This window comes from Leptospiraceae bacterium (genome assembly GCA_024233835.1).
Classification (GTDB): domain Bacteria; phylum Spirochaetota; class Leptospiria; order Leptospirales; family Leptospiraceae; genus JACKPC01.
Genome location: JACKPC010000002.1, coordinates 372923 through 395629 on the forward strand (window position 1 = coordinate 372923; position 22707 = coordinate 395629).

General features: G+C 37.1%; 15 protein-coding genes. 8 read left to right on the forward strand and 7 right to left on the reverse strand.

What is annotated here, in order from left to right; genetic code table 11:
- Positions 1–27: 27 nt before the first annotated feature.
- The gene (locus H7A25_10975; protein MCP5500418.1) at positions 28–510 is read left to right on the forward strand and encodes a hypothetical protein; all 483 of its coding nucleotides are present in this window, start codon (positions 28–30) and stop codon (positions 508–510) included.
- Positions 511–528: 18 nt separating this feature from the next.
- On the opposite strand, the gene H7A25_10980 is transcribed toward H7A25_10975, so the two are convergent.
- Positions 529–1599, reverse strand: a complete 1071-nt coding sequence (locus tag H7A25_10980) for a virulence RhuM family protein (protein ID MCP5500419.1) — start codon at positions 1597–1599, stop codon at positions 529–531.
- Positions 1600–1715: 116 nt separating this feature from the next.
- Positions 1716–3236: an SAM-dependent DNA methyltransferase gene (locus H7A25_10985; protein ID MCP5500420.1), complete on the reverse strand. Its 1521-nt coding sequence runs from the start codon at positions 3234–3236 to the stop codon at positions 1716–1718.
- Between the two features lie 445 nt (positions 3237–3681).
- Between H7A25_10985 and H7A25_10990 the strand changes: the two genes are divergently transcribed.
- Together H7A25_10990 and H7A25_10995 are read left to right on the forward strand one after the other, a co-directional pair.
- Complete coding sequence (locus H7A25_10990) at positions 3682–4428, forward strand: hypothetical protein (GenBank protein ID MCP5500421.1); 747 nt, start codon at positions 3682–3684, stop codon at positions 4426–4428.
- 300 nt (positions 4429–4728) lie between these two features.
- The gene (locus H7A25_10995) at positions 4729–5529 is read left to right on the forward strand and encodes a transposase (protein MCP5500422.1); all 801 of its coding nucleotides are present in this window, start codon (positions 4729–4731) and stop codon (positions 5527–5529) included.
- Here the strand turns inward: H7A25_10995 and H7A25_11000 are convergent.
- The 3 genes from H7A25_11000 to H7A25_11010 form a co-directional block, all read right to left on the reverse strand.
- Positions 5506–6372, reverse strand: a complete 867-nt coding sequence (locus H7A25_11000) for a flagellar hook-basal body protein (GenBank protein MCP5500423.1) — start codon at positions 6370–6372, stop codon at positions 5506–5508. The two genes, H7A25_10995 and H7A25_11000, sit on opposite strands and share 24 nt — an antisense overlap.
- A 48-nt stretch (positions 6373–6420) precedes the next feature.
- Positions 6421–9258, reverse strand: a complete 2838-nt coding sequence (locus H7A25_11005; GenBank protein MCP5500424.1) for a response regulator — start codon at positions 9256–9258, stop codon at positions 6421–6423.
- A gap of 117 nt (positions 9259–9375) precedes the next feature.
- Entirely contained in the window at positions 9376–10302 is a 927-nt protein-coding gene (locus tag H7A25_11010) for a lipase (GenBank protein MCP5500425.1), read from the reverse strand.
- A gap of 271 nt (positions 10303–10573) precedes the next feature.
- On the opposite strand from H7A25_11010, the gene H7A25_11015 reads away from it, so the two are divergent.
- The 4 genes from H7A25_11015 to H7A25_11030 all read left to right on the forward strand — a co-directional run bounded on the left by H7A25_11015 (position 10574) and on the right by H7A25_11030 (position 16102).
- Positions 10574–12700, forward strand: coding sequence for an adenylate/guanylate cyclase domain-containing protein (locus tag H7A25_11015; protein ID MCP5500426.1), 2127 nt, complete (start codon positions 10574–10576; stop codon positions 12698–12700).
- Between the two features lie 202 nt (positions 12701–12902).
- Complete coding sequence (locus tag H7A25_11020) at positions 12903–14459, forward strand: hypothetical protein (GenBank protein ID MCP5500427.1); 1557 nt, start codon at positions 12903–12905, stop codon at positions 14457–14459.
- A gap of 2 nt (positions 14460–14461) precedes the next feature.
- Positions 14462–15316 carry a hypothetical protein gene (locus tag H7A25_11025; GenBank protein MCP5500428.1) on the forward strand — a complete coding sequence of 285 codons (855 nt, stop codon included), beginning with the start codon at positions 14462–14464 and terminating at the stop codon, positions 15314–15316.
- Between the two features lie 3 nt (positions 15317–15319).
- The gene (locus H7A25_11030; GenBank protein MCP5500429.1) at positions 15320–16102 is read left to right on the forward strand and encodes an ABC transporter ATP-binding protein; all 783 of its coding nucleotides are present in this window, start codon (positions 15320–15322) and stop codon (positions 16100–16102) included.
- On the opposite strand, the gene H7A25_11035 is transcribed toward H7A25_11030, so the two are convergent.
- The gene (locus H7A25_11035) at positions 16052–17260 is read right to left on the reverse strand and encodes a hypothetical protein (GenBank protein MCP5500430.1); all 1209 of its coding nucleotides are present in this window, start codon (positions 17258–17260) and stop codon (positions 16052–16054) included. The two genes, H7A25_11030 and H7A25_11035, sit on opposite strands and share 51 nt — an antisense overlap.
- A gap of 10 nt (positions 17261–17270) precedes the next feature.
- Complete coding sequence (locus H7A25_11040) at positions 17271–19628, reverse strand: hypothetical protein (GenBank protein ID MCP5500431.1); 2358 nt, start codon at positions 19626–19628, stop codon at positions 17271–17273.
- Positions 19629–20036: 408 nt separating this feature from the next.
- Here H7A25_11040 and H7A25_11045 point away from each other — a divergent pair, with 408 nt between their 5' ends.
- Positions 20037–22664, forward strand: a complete 2628-nt coding sequence (locus tag H7A25_11045; protein ID MCP5500432.1) for a VCBS repeat-containing protein — start codon at positions 20037–20039, stop codon at positions 22662–22664.
- Positions 22665–22707: the final 43 nt, after the last annotated feature.

The window sequence follows — 22707 nt, forward strand, 5'->3', positions numbered from 1 at the left end:
AATAATTGCCAGTTCCGTACCGACGGAATGGCAACCTATGTCCTCGCTGGCAATACCGAATTTATCATAGATACCGAAGACCTGGATAAGGTATGTAAATATAAATGGCGGGGAGAATCTACCGGCTTTATAGTCTCGGGTAAAGGTAAAACCTATACCCGGTTAAATAAACTTTTAGGAGACCCAAAAGCTACCTTTATACACTACATAAATAAAAATCGGCGGGACAATCGTAAAAACAATCTAAAACCCTTATACCCAAAAAAGAAAAATACCCTGATGGCGGTTCCCTTAACTACCCTTACAATAGACCATAAACCTATATGCTATACGGAACTTGGGGGTGTAAAGTATTACCGCTTACTCGAAATTGAAAAGTTCAGTAATAAAACCAATGTGGTTTATAAAACCAGGCTTCCCGAAGAAGACTTTATGCTTCTGGATTCCTTAATATATAATAGTCAATATATTATCTTTCTGTCCTTCTTTTATTCTCGGACTGTCAGATAATATATTGACTATTATAATTCATGGTTTTTTCTTTTTAGAAGTTTTCGATGTTTTAACTTTTTTCGTTGCACTCTTTAGTTGTTTAACTACTTTGTCAAAGTCCGATTCGATTCGTTGCGTTTTATTAAACTTGTCATATTCTTCGAATGCTTTTTTTTCAGCTTGTTTGCGAGTGACAGAACCATATCCTTCGAGAATTCTATACTCGTTAAACTCCAAAAAACGGTTTACGCTTTCGGCAAAGCTTTCCATTGTAAAGGTCGTGCGATTTTCAATAATGCGTTCGATATAATCAAAAAATCCAGAGACTGCTCTCTCCAGTTTTTTTATCTCATCTTCTTTTAAATAATTCTTTCCAACAGTGGTATCAGATTTTAAAACACGTCCATCCGGTGCATTTTTATAAGTCATCATTCCCATTAATGGCTTTTCAGCATCGGCACTTGAATAAATGATTTCCGCAGCCGTATGACCGGTGATGGCAAAGTGGAACTTATCTTGAACATGGGCATAAAAATTTTTAGTGGTTTCTGATCGTGAATCATAATCAATACTACACTCTGCAAAAATATCGGTTATTTGTTGATAAATTCTCCTTTCACTCGCTCGAATCGAACGAACACGCTCCAGTAGCTCACGAAAATAATCCTTTCCGAAAAAGCGTCCGTTTTTCAACCGTTCATCATCCATCGCAAAGCCCTTGATAATGTATTCTTTCAACAATTTTGTTGCCCAGATACGGAACTGGGTTGCCCTGGATGAATTGACCCGATAGCCGACAGAAATGATTGCATCCAGATTATAGAATTCCAGATTTCGTTTTACCTGGCGGGAACCTTCCTGTTGAACTGTTTCCAAAATGGAAATAGTTGCTTCCTTCGATAATTCACCATCCTGATAGATATTGTCTAAATGCTTCGAAATAGCCGGAACACCCACTCCAAAAAGATCGGCAATACGCTTTTGGGTTAACCAGATAGTTTCATTATGCAAAATACACTCTACTTTTATCTTGCCATCCGGTGCGGTGTAGAGAAGAAATTCAGTTAATTCATCTCCACTCACTTTAAACTCCCTCTTTCTTTCCATTCATCATGCCAGATTCTACGAATTTTTTTATTTTCCATTCCCTGTTATAGCCCTTAGTATTTAGCCTTTGGCTTTTAGCTCCTCTAATACAGAAGCCAACAGCCAATCCCCAATCGCTAACAGCCAAAAGCTTGTAACTCCTTCTTCAACATATCATCTGCCTTTTGGCTTTCTTTCCAGGCTTGTTTTAAATCGGCTAAAGCTTCTTCGACAGAAGGTAAATTATCTTCTATTACTTTTTCCACATATAAGGGAATATTTAAGTTATAGTCGTTCTCTTGAATTTCCGATAACTCAACTACCTTAACATAATTCTCTACATCCTTATAATCTTTATACCATTTATATATTTCATTCACATGCTCCGGGTCTAAAAAATTCTGTGCTCTTCCTACACGAATTTTCTCGGAAGCATCAATGAACAAAACTTTCCTTTGCTTCTTCTTTTCTTTCTTCTGTTTGAAAATTAAAACACAGGCAGCTAATTGTGTTCCATAAAATATATTTGCACCGAGTCCAATAACAGCTTCCAATAAATCTTTTTCAATCAAAGCCTGTCTGATTTTTCCTTCCGCAGCTTTGCGAAATAATACTCCATGTGGTAAAATAATCGCCATGCGACCGGATTCTGGCTTCATTGAAGAAATCATGTGCTGAACCCATGCCATATCTCCATTGCTATCCGGTGGAGTTCCTGCCATATTTCTTCCGTAAGGATCATTCAACCATGATTTTGCTCCCCAGGATTTTAAGGAAAAAGGTGGATTTGCAATTACACAATCAAAAGTTTGAAGCCCATCAGCTGAAAAAAACTTCGGTTCGTTTAATGTATCCCCTCTGATAATTTCAAAATCTTCAATACCATGTAAAAACATATTCATCCGAGCTATAGAACTCGAAGTAAGATTTTTTTCCTGTCCGTATAATTTTAGAGTTCTATAATCCTTTTTATTTTCTTTTAGATGATTTACAGACTCTAAAAGCATTCCACCGGTTCCGCAGGCTGGATCATAGACAGTTTCTTTTTCTTTTACATCTGCAATTAAACCAATTAAATGAACTACCGAGCGGGGAGTATAAAATTCTCCGGCTTTCTTATTAACCAAATCAGCAAAATGTTTAATCAGATATTCATAAGACCGACCGAGCATATCGGGTTCTACACTACTATTAGACAAGTTGTATTTGGAGAAATGCTCGATTAAATCAATCAGCAATGTATCCGGTAACTTTTCTTTATTAGTCCAGGCAGCATCTCCGAAAATTCCATACAGTTTTTCCTGATTCGCTTTCTCAATGCCTCGAAGGGCTTTCTGTATAGCAATTCCTACATTGGATGTTTTTTTCCGAACATCTTCCCAATGGCAATTCTTAGGAATTTCAAACCTATGAAATTCCGGTAAAGAAGCATACTCTTCATCTCCTTCAGACTCTTTCAGTGCCTGTTTAAATTCCTCATCATATACATCAGAAATTCTTTTAAAGAAAAGGAGTGGAAAAATATATACCTTAAAATCGGAAGCATCCACCGGGCCCTTTAAAATCCAGGCTGCCTTAGAAAGATACTGCTCAAGCTGAGATAGAGTCATTTTTTCTTGATGTAGATTTGGAAACTCAAGCAATTGTTGTTTTTTCATAGCATGTAACAATATATACAAAATTAACTTATTTAAAATAAATCAACTACAATTAATAAATTTTAAATAATTTCCCACTTGACTAACCTTACCCGATCCCGGTCAATTCCCGGCTCTAAAGAACAGGTCTGATGTCGGTCGGAATTCATGAAAAGCTCCCATCTTCGACCTTATAGGCTCCTATCTTCGACTTTTCCTTCTCATCCGGTTGCTGTCCTTCGGCTCATTTCATTCGCTCAGGAGCCGCAAGCGAAGCTCGTCGAAGTACGCTCAGGAGTCGCTGCCGGCTGAGCTAGAGAATCGAGCCGAAGCCCGGCTTGGGGAAGGGAAAAGTGGATTTTTTCCCTAATTTTTGCGATTTTTCTTATATTCCCCTTCCCTATTTTAGATTTATCGCTTGCTCTCTGGTTTATGCTATCTAAAACTTTTTCCCAAGGAGAAAAACATGGCTTTATTTGAAAACACTATTTTTTCGGCTCTCAGGGGCAGTATCGATACGGTTACGTTTTACAGGCGGAATGGTAAAACATACATCAGACGAAAGATTATGCGGCGAAAAGTCCCTACTACTCCGGCACAGGCAAAGAATGAAAGTAGATTCGGTCGTTTTCAGAAAACAGCAAAAGCGTTTAAAGAGATGATTCATTTAGGTTTTTCTGATAAAGATGGTAGCAGAAGAAAAGGCAGGTTCAACAGTCTGAACCTGCAACATTTACAAGTCCTAAACGGTCTTACATGTCTGAATTACAGTTCTCTTCGTCTGAGTGAGGGAAGTCTGGAAGAGCTTTCCGACTTACACTTAAATGCAAAAGGAAGAAGCCTTCAACTTTCCTGGAAAGTAGAAGAAGATGTAGCCAGAGAACAGAAGACGATTATCTGTATCTTTAACCAGGCTCGGAATAAAGTAATTTATACAGAAGTTCTAACTACTTCGGGACAGGCCGAATATACTTTGCCGGATGGCTGGGAAAAAAAGGACTGTCATGTATACCTTTTTTCTATGAAAGGAGATAAGCGAAGTGAGTCTCAGTACTTACGTTGTTATTCCTTTTCTCTGTCATTATCTAAGGATTTTCCAATAGTACCTTCCAGAAAGAATTTAGTCTCTCTTAGTTCTATAAAAAAGCCCAGCGGCTTTAGGTTGGGATATACTAACTACACCCCAAAGTTCGGCTCTGGGGTTTGTGAGTGAAGTGGGTAGGCAATCATTAACGATCACCCCCTTAGATCACTCACAAAATCACCCAATAGCCCATTTACAAGCCCAGGCGGGGTACAATTAAAAAACCTACCCGGAATAGAAGCCTTCGAAACCGTAACCGAACAAACCTTCCAGAAACTATACCCCAAAAAATGCTGCGGGTCTCTAAAACCCATAAAAAACCGAAGGGGGGTCTATAGGTGTACTAAATGCCATAAACAAATCTCTATATACGCATACACTCCCCTGCATAGGTTTAAACTACCCTACTGGATGTTCGGCTATGCACTTATGGAAACTACTTTACAATATCCTAAAGTAGTTCCGGCTACCGAATGGGTAAAACGATTAAACATCAGCTACAATTCAGCCTTGCTCTTAAAAAGACGTTTACAACTACTCGCTTCGGATAGCCTCACCATACTTAGAGAAGTGCTATATAATACCTTACAAACCGAATTTAAGGGTTACCAATTGCCCTTACACCAGGGCAATGGTAAAAGCTCGGCCGATTCTGTAGTGCTGTATTCGGCTTCCCAGAGAGCCAATAAAGGCCGTAAACGTAGAAAGCATTCGGGACAAACCGCTTCTATATACCTTTCGGATAGTTTAGGTGGTAAGCAAATTGGAACTTTAGTGCATACTATAGCTTTCCAGAATGGAGCGGTCTTTTACGATGCTATCCAGGATCAAACCGCCGATACCCTTTTACCCCTAATAAAAGCCACGGTTCCCAAAGAATGTCCCATATATACGGACGAAGCTTATTCCTTTCTAAACCGCATTTACCCTAACTACAGGGCGGTGAATCACTCCAAGAAAGGTAAATACAGTAGGTTCGCTAAAGACCGCTGGTCTCAGGATGGGGTACATAACCAGTTAGCCGAGGGCAGGAATTCGGTCTTAAAAACCGCCTTTAGGATTTACCGCTATATTAGTCCTGAGTATGCACCACTATACCTAAACGAATTTTCGTTCTTTGCGAATCTAAAGGCTCTGGGTTGGGATATACTTACTAAACCCCAAAGTTCGGCTTTGGGGTTTGTGAGTGAAGTGGGTAGGCAATCGTTAACGGGTTACTTCGTTAATTAATCTACCGAGTAAGGAGTCATGGGTTTGCAGGGCTTTTGCATTGGCTTCGTAGGCACGGTTTACTTCTATCATCTCCACCATTTCTGTGACCACATTTACATTAGAAGCTTCTAAATATCCCTGCATGACCGAAGGCTCTGTTCCTTCTGCGAAAGGCATAGGTTCACCGGACTCCGGTGTATCATTATAAAAGGAATCCCCTTCTTTATCGAGGTGTCTCGGATTTTCTACCGTGCGAATTTTTATTTTATCGAGAAGAACAGGTGTTTCGTAACGGTTCTGATCGGGGCTTGTGCTTCCTTCCACCGGGTCATTGCCCAGTTCGGCATTGATATAGACCTCTCCGTTTTCTTTCACCAGGAAGTTATTGCGGCCTACTTTTATAGGTCCATTCTCTCCCATAAGAGGAAAGCCCTGGGGAGTTACAAGATAACCGCGGGTGTCGAGAACAAAGGCTCCGCTACGGGAAAGTCTCTCTCCTCGATTAGTCATTACGCTAAAAAATGCCGGTTTCTCACTTCCGGGTCTATCCTGAAGCATAATGTCAAAATTGTTATTGGTAGTTTTTACAGCCCCCTGCTCAAATCGAGTATAAACCTCGTTTACCTCGGTTCCGAGGCCCAATTTGCCAACAACAGGAGAAGTATCGAAAGAACCCATAGGAACTGTGCCGAGACCGTCTTCATCATAACGGTGGATTAGCATCTCAGGAAAGGTTTTAAACAGGGTTAAATCGCGTTTAAAAGCGGTTTTATCGGCATTCGCGAGGTTATTGGCAATCACGTCCATCCGTGTTTGCTGGGCTATCATTCCATTTGAACCTGTATAAATTCCTCTGAGCATTTCTTCGTTTACCTCTCCCTGTTAGTATCGAATGCCTTTACAAATAATTTAGGAAAAATCGTCTTTTTTCAGCACATTTTTTGGCTTTCCGAGGTGAGAACACCAGTATTCGACTGTTTCTTCCAACTGATTTACGTCTATAGGCTTACTGAGATAATCATCCATCCCGTTTTGCAGGTATTTCTCCTTATCTCCTTCCATTGCATTTGCGGTTAAGGCTATGATATAGGGGCGTTTTTCTCCATAGATCCTATGGATTTCAATACTGGTTTCTACTCCATCCATCTCCGGCATTTGAATATCCATTATAATCAGCTGGTATTCTCTCTCCTGTAGTTTTTCCATTACTTCCCGCCCATTCCAGGCAAGTTCTATTTTAAAGCCCATGTTCTGGAATAATCGCAGACATAATTTTTGATTTATCGGATTATCCTCTGCAACCAATATGTTTATATTCGCTTTCTCATGTATGGCTTCTCGCTGCACCTGTGGTTCTATTTCTGCATTCCCGGGTTTTCCATCCTTTGCTTTAATCGTAAAATAAAAGGTACTTCCCTTACCCTCCTGACTTTTAAACCAAATATGTCCTCCCATCATTTCCACCAGTTTCTTAGAAATCACAAGACCGAGTCCTGTCCCACCAAATTTTCGGGTCATAGAAGAATCTCCCTGGGAGAAGGGCTGAAACAATTTCCTTTTCTTGGTATCTGAAATTCCGATTCCTGTATCTTCTACTTCAAACTGTAATATAAATCCATCGTTTTGATACTCAACCATCACCTTCAAAACAACAAAACCCGTTTCGGTGAATTTTAAAGCGTTCCCTAATAAATTTAAAAGCACCTGCCGGAGTCGGGTAGAATCAAGACAAACCCAGTCCGGAACACCGGGAAAAATTTGTAATTGAAACTCTATTTGTTTTTCTTTCGACTTCACTATAAAAAGATTAATTGTATCCTGTAAATACTCATGTAACTGAAAATTTACCTCCTCTATCATGAGTTTACCGGACTCAATCCTTGAAAAATCTAAAATATCATTAATAATTGTAAGCAAACTTTTAGAAGACTGATTTATCAGGTCTAAATACTCAGTCTGCTCTATATCCAAATTTGTATTTTCAAGCAGACTGGCCATTCCGAGTATTCCATTCATAGGAGTTCGTATTTCATGACTCATCATCGCTAAAAATTCCGTCTTAGCCAGATTAGCTCGTTCAGCCTCATCTCTGGCTTTCTGAAGTTCAATCTGGGAATGAATTAAACCGGTAATATCCTGTACTATTGCAATAATAAAATCTATGCTATTATCTAATTTCCGAAAGCAGGATACAGATAACTGCACATAAATCACTTCACCACTTTTCTTAAGAAACCGTTTTTCCATTTTATATTCATCTGTTTTTCCAACTAACATCTGCTCAAAAAGATATACATTTTTATTGACATCATCCGGATGAGTCATCTCTATCCAACTTTTCATCATAATCTCTTCTTTGCTGTATCCCAGCATTTCACAGAGATGCTCATTCACAAACAACCATTCTTTGTTAGCCGAGGTCATCGCCATGCCGACGACTCCCAGTTCAAAAAAGCGTCGAAAGTAAGATTCGTTTTTTTCTATAGCTTCTTGAATCTTTAATTTTAGATTCTGGTTTATTTCGCTTAATTTTTGGCTTAATATCTCTTTTTCTAAAAAAGAGGAAGAAAAGCGTATGGAAAGAATATATGCCTGTAAAAATATAAATATAAGAAAACCATAGCTACTCAGATAAAATGTATATATAAGCTCATTCGAATGCAATACATCATTCACTACAAAAATAACAACCAAAAAGCCGGAAAGTAAAACATGATACGCAAAGCGTCTTTTCTCCCGGATAGCCATGATGATACAATAAATAAAATAAACTATCGTTGATATAGTAATCACCTGGTAAATCGGAATGAGAAGACTCATATACCTTGTAGACAAAATTAAATTCAAAAAAGAAAAAGTAAAAGATAGGATATACAATAAGACCTGTATCGGTCTGGGAAAATTTAAAGGAAAAATACAACGGAAAAAATGAAAGTGTAAGGGTACCGCTATAAAAAAAGTAAAATATTCCATTTTCAAAATATTCCTATAACTCGCAAGCGGCAGACCGAAAAGCAGGTGACGATTCGTAGATACAGTAACCCTGATAAAAATAGTAAAACAGAGTAGAGCAAAAACCAGAGAAGATTTATCAGTTCTTCGAATTATAAAAAGACCAATATGATAGATACTCATTATAAAAAGAGCACCTGATAAAAAGATTTCAGGATATATTCTATTGAAGTGTATTTGTACGATTTTAGTCTGTTTCCCGATATATATAGGATAACGAATCCCTCCCACCCTGAAATCAAAGTTGCTCACCTGTATAAGTATTTCCACTTCTTGTTGCCTGGGAGTAAAAAATACTTCAGCAGGTAAAAAACTGGGAATCGAGTCCTTTACATTTTTCCCGACCTTACCACTTTCATGAAGGAGCTGCCCATCCACATAAATACGAAAAGCTGTAGACTGTGCTCGACAAAAGATTCCATAAGAAGTTTTTTCTTCGGGTAATTTTATATGTAAGCGGTAGGTTGCATAGCCTTCCTTTCGGCTCATAAAACCTTTTCCCGGAATTTTCCAGGTCTGAGGGAGACTGATTATTTTTGCTTTTTCTACTTTGTCAAAAGAAAATTCACCGGGTTCAAGAATTTGAAGCCAATAAAACTCCCAATTCTTATCCAGCTTTATGATTTGATTTCGAAAATCAACAGAACTGAGGTCGGTAACTTCTTTTGCCTGCATGTTTATGATTCCAAGAAGAAAACAGAGTCCATACAGGAAAAAACGTACAGCAAACCACATGAATTAGAATTAGTTATTTAAGAAGTTCTATATAGCAAGAAATTTTTTTTCAAAGAAAATAACAGGAGATGAAAGCACCTCCTGTTACAGCAAACTAAAAATCGGAGAAAAAATGTTTTATTGTTTATTCATAGCATTCTTAGCCATAAAAAGGTAATAACCCTCTACATCAAAAGACCATTCACCGGACTTAAAGGTATTAGACATTTGCAGGTGATCCAGACCGGTAGCAAACCAGTTCCAATTGGGTTCACCCAGCCAGGTTCCCCATTTTTGGGAACTTAAAGGAACAAGGCCGTCATTAGCAAAACCCTGTCCGCCCGAGGAACCACCCAGACCGCAAATCGGATGTAAAATTCCCATCAGAGGGTGTTGAACTATATCAGTAATCGTGATATGAGAGCCTGTAGAAAAATACTTTACCCCGGAAGAATTTGGAGTATAGGAATTAAACGCAGAAAGACCCTCTTTGGTTAAGGATTCCAGGGCAGCTATTCCATCCTGATCAGTTCCACTCCAAATTAATTTTGTAACCACTCCCAGAACCTTACTTACAAAAGGTTCAATCCAATCCGGTAAAACGGCTTTTACAATATCAGCAATAGGGCTTCCATAATGAGGAGTACTGACAGTAGTCAAAGAGGACACATAAGTAGACATACCTAAATTGGAAATCATATAGCGACTATCCAGACCTCCCTGTGAGTGACCAATCACATGAACTTTTTTCACACCTTTGGCGGCCATCCAGACCAGAACTTTTTCCTTGAGTTGCTGCCCCCGGATTTCATTCGATTGGGTGGCTGATTTCGTAGGAGCATAAACCACTGCTCCCTGGGAGCGCAAATATTCATCCAGTCCACCCCAATAATCAATAATGCTTACCACAGCCTTAGAGTCAGAATCTCCCCAACCAAAAAGACCGTGAGAAAGAACGATTGGATAAGAATTCTGAAGAGGCTTAGAGGAAGAGCCGGATCCGCTTGCCAGAAGCGGGAGAGAGAGGAAAAGACCGAAAATTAAGCTTGTTATTAGAGTTTTCATTTTATTTACCTTCTGTTTTCATTTAAAATTTTCAACACTGGTGTCAATTTTACCCTATCCCGAAAAGAACATCGTCCAATCTTATAAGATTTTACTTCTCACTTTATAAGATAAGAGAGAAAATTGATTTTTTTTCGTATTTTTTTGCTTTCCTACTCCAAAACAAAGAATCTTTTCTTTTAATAAAAAATGGTCGATATAAATTGAGATAGATGTTACTATAAATATTTCATTTAATTTATATATGAGTAGAGTCTTGATAACAGGTATTATGAGAAATAAACTTATAATTCTAATGTTTTTTTCCTTATTCCTTAGTTTTTCCTGTACGGATAAGAAAATTTTTCGTCCATCTCCATTAGCCATAAAAGGTGTTTTGGACCTAAGCGATTGGAGTTTTGAGAAAAATGGAATGCTTAATTTGGATGGAGAATGGGAGTTTTTTCGTGAAGTATTACTTTATACAAATAAAACGGATAGTACAAATTTGGAAGCTATTCAAATTAAGGTGCCAAATATTTGGAATGCATATATTAGTAATATTAAAACTGAGAATAAAGCATTCGGATACGGGAGTTATCGATTACGGATTAAGCTGCCAATAGATAGAGATGATTTGGCTATACATATTCCGGATACGGGAACATCTTATAATCTCTGGATAAACGGAGAAAAAATTCGTCAAAATGGACTTGTAGGAACTTCAGTAGAAACATCAAAACCCCAATTTCTCCCGGGTTTTAGTCGTTTAAAAAACCTACCGAAAGAAATGGAATTGGTAGTTGAAGTGGCTAACTTTACTCATTATAAGGGAGGATTATGGGAAACCGTAAGATTAGGTAATTATCAGGAAGTCCATGATTACAGGCAGAATCGCTTATTTACAGATCTTTTTTTACTGGGGAGTATAACTATTATAGGTTTATACCATTTTGGTCTGTATTCATTACGAAAAAAAGATTTCTCCAGCCTTTTCTTTGGATTTTTCTGCATTTGCATTGCATTTCGTTTAATGGTAACAGGGGAAAGATTTCTACATTATGAATTTCCTTCCATGCCCTGGGAACTTGGGAACAAGATAGAATATTTATCCATTTATCTTGCAGTTCCTGTATTTTTTGTTTTTGCAAGAAGCCTTTATCCGAAAGATATTAATAAAACCATAATTTATATATCCATCTTATTTCATGGAATTATTTCCATTCTTACTCTTATAACACCTGCAAAAATATACGCGCATTCTTTGATCCCCTTTGAAGTATTTTTTTTAATAAATTCGATATACATCATTTCAGCTTTTCTTCTTGCTATTTATCGAAAAAGAGAAGGAGCTTTAATATCATTTATAGGGATTTTTACTCTCATAGGAACCGGTATGAATGATATTTTATATTCTCAAAATTTATTACAAACTCGATATTATTTACCTTTCGGACTCTTTGTATTCATATTCATTCAATCATATTTGTTATCTATAAAATTTTCCAGGGCATTTTCTGATGTAGAAGAACTATCCGAAAATTTAAAGCAAACAAACCTTGCTTATAGTCGTTTTGTTCCGATAGAATTCCTAAACCAATTAGGTAAAAGAAGCATTTTAGATGTCTACCTTGGTGTACAGGTTCAGAAGGAAATGACGATTCTTTTTTCTGATATTCGTTCCTTCACAAAACTCTCAGAGCATTTGAGTCCCAGAGATAATTTTGGATTCATAAACTCTTATTTAAAAAAGATGAGTCCTGCTATTAGAAAAAATAGAGGCTTTATTGATAAGTATATTGGTGATGCTATTATGGCACTTTTCCCGGAAAATGTAGAAGATGCCCTGGATTCTGCATTGGCAATGCTCGTAGCTCTAAAAGAACTTAATTATGTAAGAAAGGAGAAAAACTTTCCGGAAATAAGAATTGGTATAGGAATCCATACAGGAACTTTAATGCTCGGAACTATAGGTGATGATGAACGGATGGATGGAACTGTAATTTCAGATGCAGTAAACCTTGCTTCCAGAATGGAGGGACTCACCAAGTTTTATTCTTCTACGATACTTGTGAGTGAGCTTAGTTTTAAAAAAATAAAAAGGCCGGATAAATACCACTATAGAAGAATCGGAAGAGTGAAGGTGAAAGGAAAGGAATCCACAGTATCAATCTATGAAATTTTGGACAGTTCTGATTTGACGAAAGTGGTAAAGTTGGAAAAAACTCGAGCCTTTTATGAGGAAGGACTTGAAGAATATTTAAAAAGAAACTTCGGAAAATCTCTGGAGTTGTTTGAAAAAGTTCTGGAAAACTTTCCGGAAGATAAAGCTTCACAACTGTATAAAAAGAAGAGCCAGTTATATTTAAAAACTCCTCCACCTTCAAATTGGGACGGAGCGGAAGAGGCTGATGATTAAACTTGCCTTTAGAGTATTATATCCGCTCATTTTTTCAGGGAAGTAGCCAAACAAGTGCTTGTTCGCTTACGTTTAAAGAAAAACTCCCGACTTTTTTGAACGGATACAGATTAGAGGAATTTTTTTTCTTTTTTTTGCTCTCAAACTCAAAAACAAAGAATCTTTTCTTTTAATAAAAAATGGTCGATATAAATTGAGATAGATGGATAGTTCCGTTAATAATAAATTAGAACTTGAGATACGTGGTGAAAGGGCTTCTGTATTTGTTCGCTTCTTTTTAACTTTTGTTTTTGCCGCAGGAAGTTTCATTGGCTACAGCATTAAACAGGATGTTTATGAAATCATTCATTTCTTTATTACCGGTGTTGCTATATATGCTGTATCTCCCATCTTTTCAATTATAATTCTAAGCCTGAGAAAATACAGACCCTATGTGAAATACATAGGGATGCTAATAGAAACCATCGGTTATTCCTTTGTTATTTTCGGCTATCTCGCGGTGAAAACACCGGAGTACATGTCCAGAGGTACCAATAACACCACCCTCCTCGGTGTATACTACCTCCTTATCGTATCTGCAACCTTACGATTTTCTACCCGCTTTACTATTTTTTCCGGTAGCATTGTAACTTTTTTATTTTTAATTTCTTCAATCACCCTTCTTCTTGCCGGGGGAACTATCGGTCCGAATCCGATTAATGCTCCCACAATCATTGTCTGCACTCTTTTCTTAACTGCCATGACCATTGCTTCCTCTATAGGAACCTATTTTGTCCGAAGTATTTTAGAAAACTTAAATGAATCCGAAAAAAATGCAAAGCAGCAAGAAAAGCATGTAAAAGAAATATTAGAAGAAAGTAAAATAGCTATAGATGAATTAAACACAATTTACTCTCAGTTAGAAACAATCGTTCAGTCCAATCATGATATCAGTAATAAGCAAAAATCTATCACAGAAGAAGTAAAACAGGCCTTTTCGGAAGGAAATCATAGCTTAAAAGAAATGGCTTCTATGATTGAAGATCAGGATGTTTTAAGTGAAAATTCCAAAAAAGCTATGGACATCCTGACGGAAGACACACAGCACATTGAAAAAATCAGCGCCCAGGTTTCTATGAAAGGTACCTCGAGTCTTTCCAAAGCAGAAATAGGAGAAAAAGAACTCGCCAATACTGTTTCCGAAATTGAAAATATACGTTCCTCCTCTCAAAAGGTAAGTAAAATCATCAGTGTGATATACAGCATTGCCAAGCAAACCAATCTGTTGGCCCTTAATGCAGCTATAGAAGCAGCGAGGGCTGGTGACGATGGCCAGGGTTTTGCAGTTGTAGCTGAAGAAATCGGAAAATTAGCCGGTCACGCAGGAAACAATGCAAGACAAATTGAAGCCCTTGTTAATGAAATGAAGCTTTCAATAGAGAATGGTACGGAAAAGATAAAGCTCTCTGTAGATTCTATTGGAGAAATCATTTCAGGCATCAAAGACATCATTATTGATGTAAAAGAACTTTCCGAAAGAATTAATAAACAGATGGAACAGGTAGAAACTACCCAGCTCAATGCAAACAAGGGACAGGAACTCTCAGCACAAATTCGTAATTCAATGAAATCTCAAGAGAAAAGTCAGAGTTTTGTTCATTTAGCTATATTAAATTTGAATAAAACAGGCTCTCTACTCAGTAATAAAGCAGATGAACTGAGTAAAAGTACGGTTCATCTTGAAAAAATTCGAAACCGTTTAAACGAAAAGATTCAATAAACATGAAAGATACTGTATTCCAGAGACATGAAAGAGAATTCGATAAGAATTTATATACCTACCCGGTTATTTCCCGACGTTCTGCCGGTCTATCAATAGGCATAAATCTTTCCTTAAGAAAGGAATGTAACTTTGACTGTGTTTATTGTCAGGTCGACAGAACAACGTATTTAAGCAATTCCAAAGATATTCAGCTTTTTATATTAGAAGAAGAACTTAGGGCATTGATTGAGAAAACTTTGGATGAAACGATCTTCTCCCACCCCAGGTTTCGAGATACCCCTGAAAAATTCCGAGTTCTAAAGGACATTTCCCTGAGTGGAGATGGAGAGCCGACAAGCAGCAAGTTTTTTGTAGAAGTTACAGATTTAGTCCTTAAAATCATAAAAGAATATAAGACTAAAGGAATATTCATAAAACCAATAGTAATTACAAACGCCAGCTTACTTCACAGAAAAACAGTGAAGGAACAATTATTAAAATTTACTCAGGAAGGAGGAGGTCCCTGGATAAAACTGGATGCCGGTACCAAACAAGAGTTTTTAAAAATTGCTGATAGCTCCATTTCCTTTTCAACTATTTTAGAAAATATTCTATCCTTCTCCAAATTAACACCGATCTATCTACAAACAATACTGTATTCAGACTCAGGAAAGTTATCCTTTTCTACTGAATCCATGATTTCCTGCTTGCAAAACTTACAAGAAAAAGGGGCTCAGATAAAAACAATGCAACTATACACTTTAGCCCGCAGAACCAAAGAGAAAAACCTGAAAGCAGTAGAAAAAGACGTTCTAAATGAGGTAGCCAATCAAATTCAATCTCAAACCGGCATTGAACTTGAAATATACCCCTGAAAAATGAATCTCATAGAAGTACAAAATCTAAGTTTAGAAATAGACAAGAAACCCATTCTAAAACAGGTTTCTTTCCATTTAGAAGAAGAGAAAATTTTCGGTCTGATAGGAGGTTCCGGTTCGGGCAAGAGCACTCTCTTTAAAGCCATTCTTTCTCTCCCCTTAGCGAGGCAGGCAAGTCTAAAAGGTAATATTTTTATAAAAGGACAAAAACCGGAGAGAATTCAAAGAAGACTGATTCAGCCAATTTTTCAAGATCCTTTTGTTTATTTTAATCCGAACTGGAATTTACAGGAAGCTTTAGAAGAACCTCTTATTATAAATTTCAAATTAAACCCCGAAGCCCGTCTGGAAAAAATTCAGTCTTTGCTAAAAGAATTCTCTCTTGAAACCAATATCTTAAAACAGAATATCAAGAAATTTTCCGGCGGAGAACTCCAAAGACTGGCTATTATCCGAGCTCTACTCTGTGAACCTGAAATTTTACTAATGGATGAACCGGTCAGTGCCCTGGATACGGTAATTCAACAGGAGGTTGTAGAAATCATACGGAACTTAAATCGAGAAAAAAAACTTTCCATTCTTTTTATTTCTCACGACATAGAGCTTGTTTCCTATCTCTGTGACTATATCTTTGTAATGAAAGAAGGCGAAATCATCGAAAGCGGAAACCCGGAACAACTATACAAAAACGCTGCTAAAGACTACACAAAACTTTTATTTCAGTCAAGAAACCTACAAACGATCCGGAGAAAAATAAGAAAAGGGAACGGGACGATAGAATAAATCCAGAGAAAGCCGTATCCATTTATTACGCTTAACTAAAATATAGTGATAGTTTTTTCTATCCATTAACTTTCCCGCTCTATCATAGTAATCTTTTCTTATAACTTTTCCCTCTTCATAAAGTATTGATTTCTGCGGCTTCTTTGAAAATCCATAATAAAGAACTGCTTCCTGGTTTCCTTTATAAGAATAGAGAATTTTACGATAACCTTCATAGTTATACACAGGTTTATTTTTAAAGTCCGTATAATACTCCATTTTTTTTCGACCTTTTTTATCGTAATGAATATGCAATACGGGTATGCCGTTTTCATCTCCGGCAATTCTACGGGTGGAATCGTAATTCACAATTTTCACGAGCTTGCCCGAACGAGTGTATAGATATATCTTATAACTATATAATATTCCATTTTTATAAAGTTTTGATAATTTAAGATTACCCATCTTATCATAGGAAAATGTTTCTCTATATCGGATACTGTTATCTTCATTGAATACCATTTTTTCAAGAAGAAGCTTACCTTTCCTTTTATACTTTAGCCTCGAATTAATGTCTTCCGGTAACACAGTTGCTTCTCCGGAAGAAACAAAAGCAGGTAATAAGGTTGTATCTATTTCCGGGAATATAGAGGGAGAAATTTCTTCTTTATTTATATCTAAAGCCTTCTTAAAAGTAAGTTTATTATTAATATAGGTGTATATGTAGCGATAGACACCCTGTTTGTCCAGAGCAGGTTCTCGGTTTTCGTTAAGATTACTGATAGAAAGTGGTTTGAGTTCCTTTGAAAATAAAATCGCATGGAACTTCACAGATTTTCCCACAAGACCGGGTATCGAAGGTAAAAGATAAACATAAGCTTTTTTAAATTTTTTAAAAGTATAGATATATTTCTTTTTTTCTTCCGGTCTATATTCAATACAGGTATAAGACAGTTTTTTATGACGATAAGAAAAGGCCAGAGAGGATTTTTTCTTTTTCTTTGCCGGGTATACGTAAAGTCTTCTTAACTCTTTATCTTTCTTGATTTTCTTTAGCTGGTATTTATAACCACCGGATAGAGCAATCCACTCATCCTGGCTTTTTCCTTCAGGAGAGAAAACCAGGATAGTAGAAATTAGAAGGAAGGTGAAAAAACTTTTAGCTTTCAGCTTAAACAATTAATCTTTATTAAATATTTTTCATTAAAATTGTATGAACTATCTCCAACTCAACTCCTAACTTCTTAGAAATCTCTTCAGGATCCAGATTATCCCTGGTGTAGAGATACATGACCTTATCTTTGAATTCGCTCATTACATTATTATACTTTTGATTGCTTCCTGTTTTACGTTTTTTACGGGATTTATTATGACTCGATGTAAGAAAATCAACTTCTTCCATCATAGAACTAAATTTGGTATATTTATCATCTGCCTCATTCATTAAATCCTGCATACCCTCTTTCATATCCTCGAGGCGTTTTTCCATAGTTGCAATCTGCTTATGGCGGATAGAGAGGTCATTTATCATCAATTCTATTTTATTGAATTTGGATTCCATCATCTTCATATCTACACTCTTAGCGTTAATTTCTGCTAATTTGGTATCAAGAAGTGAGAGAGCCTGGTTAATATCATCTCCCTTTCTATCCAGAAGATCAAAGTCACGTGAAATGTTGTTTAACCTTGCATTCAATTCCATAGTGCGTTTTCCCTGTATATTCAGGTTATTCGCCATGAAACTCACCTTCTTACCCATTTCTGAAATATCGTTTAACTTTTGATTCAGAGTATCTTGAAATTTTTCAATTTCACCAAATTTTTTATCAATAATATCAATGAAAGCCATTTTCTCATTTAGCTTTTCTGCTTTACGGTTGACTATATGGCAGGCCTGATTGGTTTTTTCAAGTTCATTCTGAAGTCCGAGAATCTTTGCTTTTTGTGCATCGATCATCTTTAATTCCATTTCAGAATTCTTTTTAGCGGCTAAAACGAGATCTGCATTACGCAGATAAGAGTTAACATCTTCTTCCCGTATTTTAAGCTTCTCTAATTTAGAAGATATATTTAAATAAGAACTTTCGGAACGACGAACCATTTCTTCGACCTTGTCCATATTCGCATGGAACTTTTCCATTTTGCGAACTTTCTCAGCCAGGGCATACATAGAGTTCTTTAAGGAATCCTTTTCCATGTGCATCTCGTTGAAAAGGTTCTGTTTCATCACAAGTGCACGTTTCAGCTCGTCTTCAATTCCCTCTTTAATTTTATGAAACTCAGTTTTAGATTTGCTGAATTCTTTACGGCTGGCTTCAATGAAATCCATATTGGACTTCTTCATCTGATCCAGATATAAATTCGTTTGCCCCTGTAGAATAGAAGATTGATTGGCAATGCGTCTATCCAGTGCGGTATTAAACTCATCGATTTTTTTCTTATGTTTATCTAAAAATGCAGAGGTTTGCTCGGAGATTTTTTCATCAAGCTTATCATTGAACTCATCGATCTGCTTTTTGTTCTCTTCAAAAAGAGTCTCACCGGCTTCTTTTATACGGTGAATGGCTTTATCGGTGTCCAGTTTTATCCGTAATAGCTTATCCTGAACATCCTTATAAACACTCTCTCCATAACTGGCAATTAAAGCTTCCTGTTCTTCATACAAATTATTGCCGAGCTTTTGGATTTTATTGAGTATATCACGTGTTTCTTGCCTGGAAAGCTCTGTCTTTTCCTCAAATTCACTTAGAAGGTTTGAGGTTTTGGCATCCACAGATTCGAGTCGAGTTCTGAATTCCTTCTCGAATTGGGCTTTATATTCCTGAAACAGATTATCCATCTGAACCTGGAAAAGTTCATTGCTGAATTTTTTACGATCATTCAGGGGAATTTCTAAGCGAATTACAGTCTCATTATTCTCTCTATCAGAGATCAGACTGAAAATTTGTTTTCCAATCCGGTATTCATTTAAGGAAACCACGTTATCGGGTAAGCTTTCAGCAACTTCATTGGAAGCTGTGCCGGGTTCAAGAATAGATTGAGTCAGATTTGGCAGGCTCTTTGCTGATTGCAGCTTCTCTCTGAGTCGATATTCTTCTTCGGGAAGTAAGATAAAATTATTTTTTACAAAAACACTGAGTAATTCGGGACTAAAGTCAAAGGTTGTCTTAACAGAGAGATTATGTTTTTTAAAAGTTTCTCGATATTTTTCAAAATTATTGCTACCATCCAGTTTTTCTAAAAAGTCCAGCCCTTTCTCGTAATCGGTTTGATTGAAAATGTCAAGCCCCATCTCCATAAACAAAGCTCGTTTTAGATTGGCAAAAGTGGCGTGTACGACCATCGCCTTTACCGAATTGTAGCAGATCTCCATGAGATCTTTTCTTTCATACTTTTCTAAGATGGAAGATATAATTTTACGCAAAGAATCTTCACTGGCATCGGATAAATAATAGGTTTTCACCGATATAGGTTTATTCTCATGTATGGCTTTTGTAATTGTTCCGCTTACTTCTTTCACCGGTTTTCTCATCTCACTGTATGACATATAATCTTGCACCCTCTGTAGTTTTTATCCCTATTTTTATAATAAAGCACTAAAGCTATCTATAGGATTTTACGATAACTAGCTAGTAATTTTTGTAAAGCAAACTTTCCAATATTTTTCATTACTTTTTCATTTTTCATTATGTGACATAAACAAGAGTTTTATGAGACATAATTACTTGCATTCCCCCTTATCCTCCAAAAAAACCACCACCAGTTCCTGTAATAGCCTCCCCTCTTTACTTCACTTAACTACAAAAGTTCAACGGCTTACGAATCCTATAGTGAAAAATAAGAATGTCAATAAATTATTATACGCTCTACCACTTTTTTTTAAAAAAAATTCTTCCTATTGAGCTAATTTTAGAAAAATTCTAAATTTACTTGTTATATTCCTAGAGGATAAAATATGAAATATAAACTACTCCTATCCATACTACTTACTTTAACTTTTTTAGGTTGTAAAATATCTCGAAATTCATCAAAAACAGATTCTTTAAACCGTGTTTTTGCTTCACTTCAGTCTAAATCCACGAATCCAAGGTTTACAGTTAAGTGTAAAATGAATAATTCTTCCGGCACTGCGGCCCAGAATTGGGTTATTAGTCTGCAATCCAGTCCTTCTTCCGGCGCTGTATCGACCGCTTTAAGTCTCAGGGCGACCGGAAGCAATGGCACACCAACGCTTTCCCCGAGCGGAATACATTTTCAGGATGCAGATGGCGTAAAAGGAAAAATTTCCGGCTATATACAACTATTAAAAGCTAGCTCTGAAACAGATATAACAGGCTACAGACTGTACTGGGGTAAATCAGAAACAGAAAAAATTTCCCAACTCGCCGATTTTAAAAAGACAAACGGAGATTATAAATACATTCTTGGTAGAAACTCTTCGATTCCTCAGGGAACTTCTTATCTCTTAGCCTATTCTTATAATAATAACGGGGAAAACCCGGTACCGGCAGTAAAAAAACTAATCGATATTAATATTATTGCGACTTCCGATCTGAACGGAGAATACAGTCTTCCCGTGGAAATAGGAGGAAAAACGGTTTATCTCGTAATTAAAGACGGAGAAATATTAGGGGAAATCACCTTTGATCTTTCTGCAATTACCTCAAGCTCGCAAATGGAAGGTGTCAAAGAAGATCCATCAAAATTAAATCTCAGTATAAATTCTTCTTCCTTCACTGCTACTGTCTTAGATATAAACATTACCTCTTCTGATAATACTCTTACAGCCACATCAACACCTATTCACAAAGCAGAGGGTTTAAGTTTTATAACAGATTCTACAGGGAAAAAAACCGGTCTGTATATAAAAAAAGCCTTAGATGAATCCGATCTCAGTCATTATGTTATTTACTTCGGACAGAATGGTTTTCGTCTCGGAATTTTTGCTGCCGTTGCCAAAACCGGCTCAGATATAAGCTATTCCATTCCTTCTTCTGCGAGTCCTCCGGTCGGAGCCGACTCTGTTTTATTGTTTACCAAAAACTCAGCCGGTGAAATGGAGGAAGGAATTAGTTTAGCTTTATCGAATATTACGACGGCTCCCGGTTTTACAAACATCTATAACAATGGTAGAGTAGAAACCACATTTCTTTTAGGAACACAAGTAGCTGCCGAAAGTGTAGAAATTTCTATCGATGGAGGAAGCTATCAGAGTGTTACAACAAGCGGTACTACCTGGAAATTTTCTTTGCCGGTAGGTATAAATCGCTGGAAAGATGATTCTAAGCATACACTTAGCCTTCGACATAAAGGAAACAGTCTTACAAATACGATAACAGTTTTCAAAGGAAAAAATAGAGATATTAATGGAGATGGATACCCCGACTTCGCTATTTCCGAACCTTTTGCCGGTAATAATGGATATGTTCATATTTATCATTCCAATGGAAGCAGTTTGAATACGACTCCTTTTACCATTACCGGTACAGTAACCGATTTTGGAACTTCCCTGGCCATAGAAGATATGAACGGAGACGGTTACGCTGATCTGGTAGTTGGTTCACCCAGTGATTCCAATGGAAGTATTTATATTTTCACTTCAACTGGTACAGCAGGGATTACAAACTCAAATAATAGTACCTATTTTCATAAAATTACCGGTGCTACTACTTCCTCAATGGGAAGCAGTATTGCCCTTGCTGACTTCAATGGTGATGGCTACGTTGACATTGCCAGTGGAAATCCAAGTTATTCTACATCCGGTGGAACCTTTATTTATTATTCCAGTACCGGAAGTTTTAGTAGCTACACTACATCTTCGAATGCTTCCACTTCTTATACGGGAGCTGCTACCAGTGATAATTTAGGAAAGAGCCTTCAAGCAGCCGACTTTAACCAGGATGGATATACCGATCTTGCCATTTCATCTCCCGGAACAGCTAATGGATTTGTCAATGTTTATAATGGTTCGGCCTCAGGTTTGTCAGGCACGGTAAGTTTCACCTATACTTCCACATCATCATCCGGTTTTGACAAAGCAGGAACTTCTTTGAGTAGCGGAGACTATAATGGAGACGGGTATCCCGACCTGGCTATTAGCGGAAATGAAGATAATAACCTGTATCCAAGCGTTAAAATTTTTAATGGTTCTGCTTCAGGCTTAAGTTCTCCTACCTCAATTACAATTATAGGCGGTAATTATTCGGGAGAAACAGCCAGCTTTGTAACTTCAGGAGATGTCAACGGAGACGGCTATGATGACATGGCCTTCGGACAACCTTTCTCTTCAGGCGGAAATGGAAGAATCCAAATTTTTCTTTCAAGTGGTACAGCAGGTTTAAGTAGTACTGCCTATATGAGTATAGACGGACAGGCTTCCGAACAATTAGGTAGCTCAGGAATCTTAGTCGACTATAACGGGGATAATAAAAGAGAACTTATTGTAGGAATTCCCGGATACAATACTTCTGCCGGAAGAGCCGGATACACAGGTATTAGTTCCGGAACTGTAAGCTTAAGTTCTTACCTTTATCCACCGATTCCAACAGCAAACGCAAAATTTGGATATTCATTTTCTAAATAGAACTTTGTAAAAGGCGAGTATTAGCTTTCTCGCCTTCGATTTT

Coding starts and splice junctions, on each gene's coding strand:
- H7A25_10975 (MCP5500418.1), top strand. CDS start 28: ATGGCAACCTATGTCCTCGCTGGCAATACCGAATTTATCATAGATACC.
- H7A25_10980 (MCP5500419.1), bottom strand. CDS start 1,599: ATGGAAAGAAAGAGGGAGTTTAAAGTGAGTGGAGATGAATTAACTGAA.
- H7A25_10985 (MCP5500420.1), bottom strand. CDS start 3,236: ATGAAAAAACAACAATTGCTTGAGTTTCCAAATCTACATCAAGAAAAA.
- H7A25_10990 (MCP5500421.1), top strand. CDS start 3,682: ATGGCTTTATTTGAAAACACTATTTTTTCGGCTCTCAGGGGCAGTATC.
- H7A25_10995 (MCP5500422.1), top strand. CDS start 4,729: ATGGAAACTACTTTACAATATCCTAAAGTAGTTCCGGCTACCGAATGG.
- H7A25_11000 (MCP5500423.1), bottom strand. CDS start 6,372: ATGCTCAGAGGAATTTATACAGGTTCAAATGGAATGATAGCCCAGCAA.
- H7A25_11005 (MCP5500424.1), bottom strand. CDS start 9,258: ATGTGGTTTGCTGTACGTTTTTTCCTGTATGGACTCTGTTTTCTTCTT.
- H7A25_11010 (MCP5500425.1), bottom strand. CDS start 10,302: ATGAAAACTCTAATAACAAGCTTAATTTTCGGTCTTTTCCTCTCTCTC.
- H7A25_11015 (MCP5500426.1), top strand. CDS start 10,574: ATGAGAAATAAACTTATAATTCTAATGTTTTTTTCCTTATTCCTTAGT.
- H7A25_11020 (MCP5500427.1), top strand. CDS start 12,903: ATGGATAGTTCCGTTAATAATAAATTAGAACTTGAGATACGTGGTGAA.
- H7A25_11025 (MCP5500428.1), top strand. CDS start 14,462: ATGAAAGATACTGTATTCCAGAGACATGAAAGAGAATTCGATAAGAAT.
- H7A25_11030 (MCP5500429.1), top strand. CDS start 15,320: ATGAATCTCATAGAAGTACAAAATCTAAGTTTAGAAATAGACAAGAAA.
- H7A25_11040 (MCP5500431.1), bottom strand. CDS start 19,628: ATGTCATACAGTGAGATGAGAAAACCGGTGAAAGAAGTAAGCGGAACA.
- H7A25_11045 (MCP5500432.1), top strand. CDS start 20,037: ATGAAATATAAACTACTCCTATCCATACTACTTACTTTAACTTTTTTA.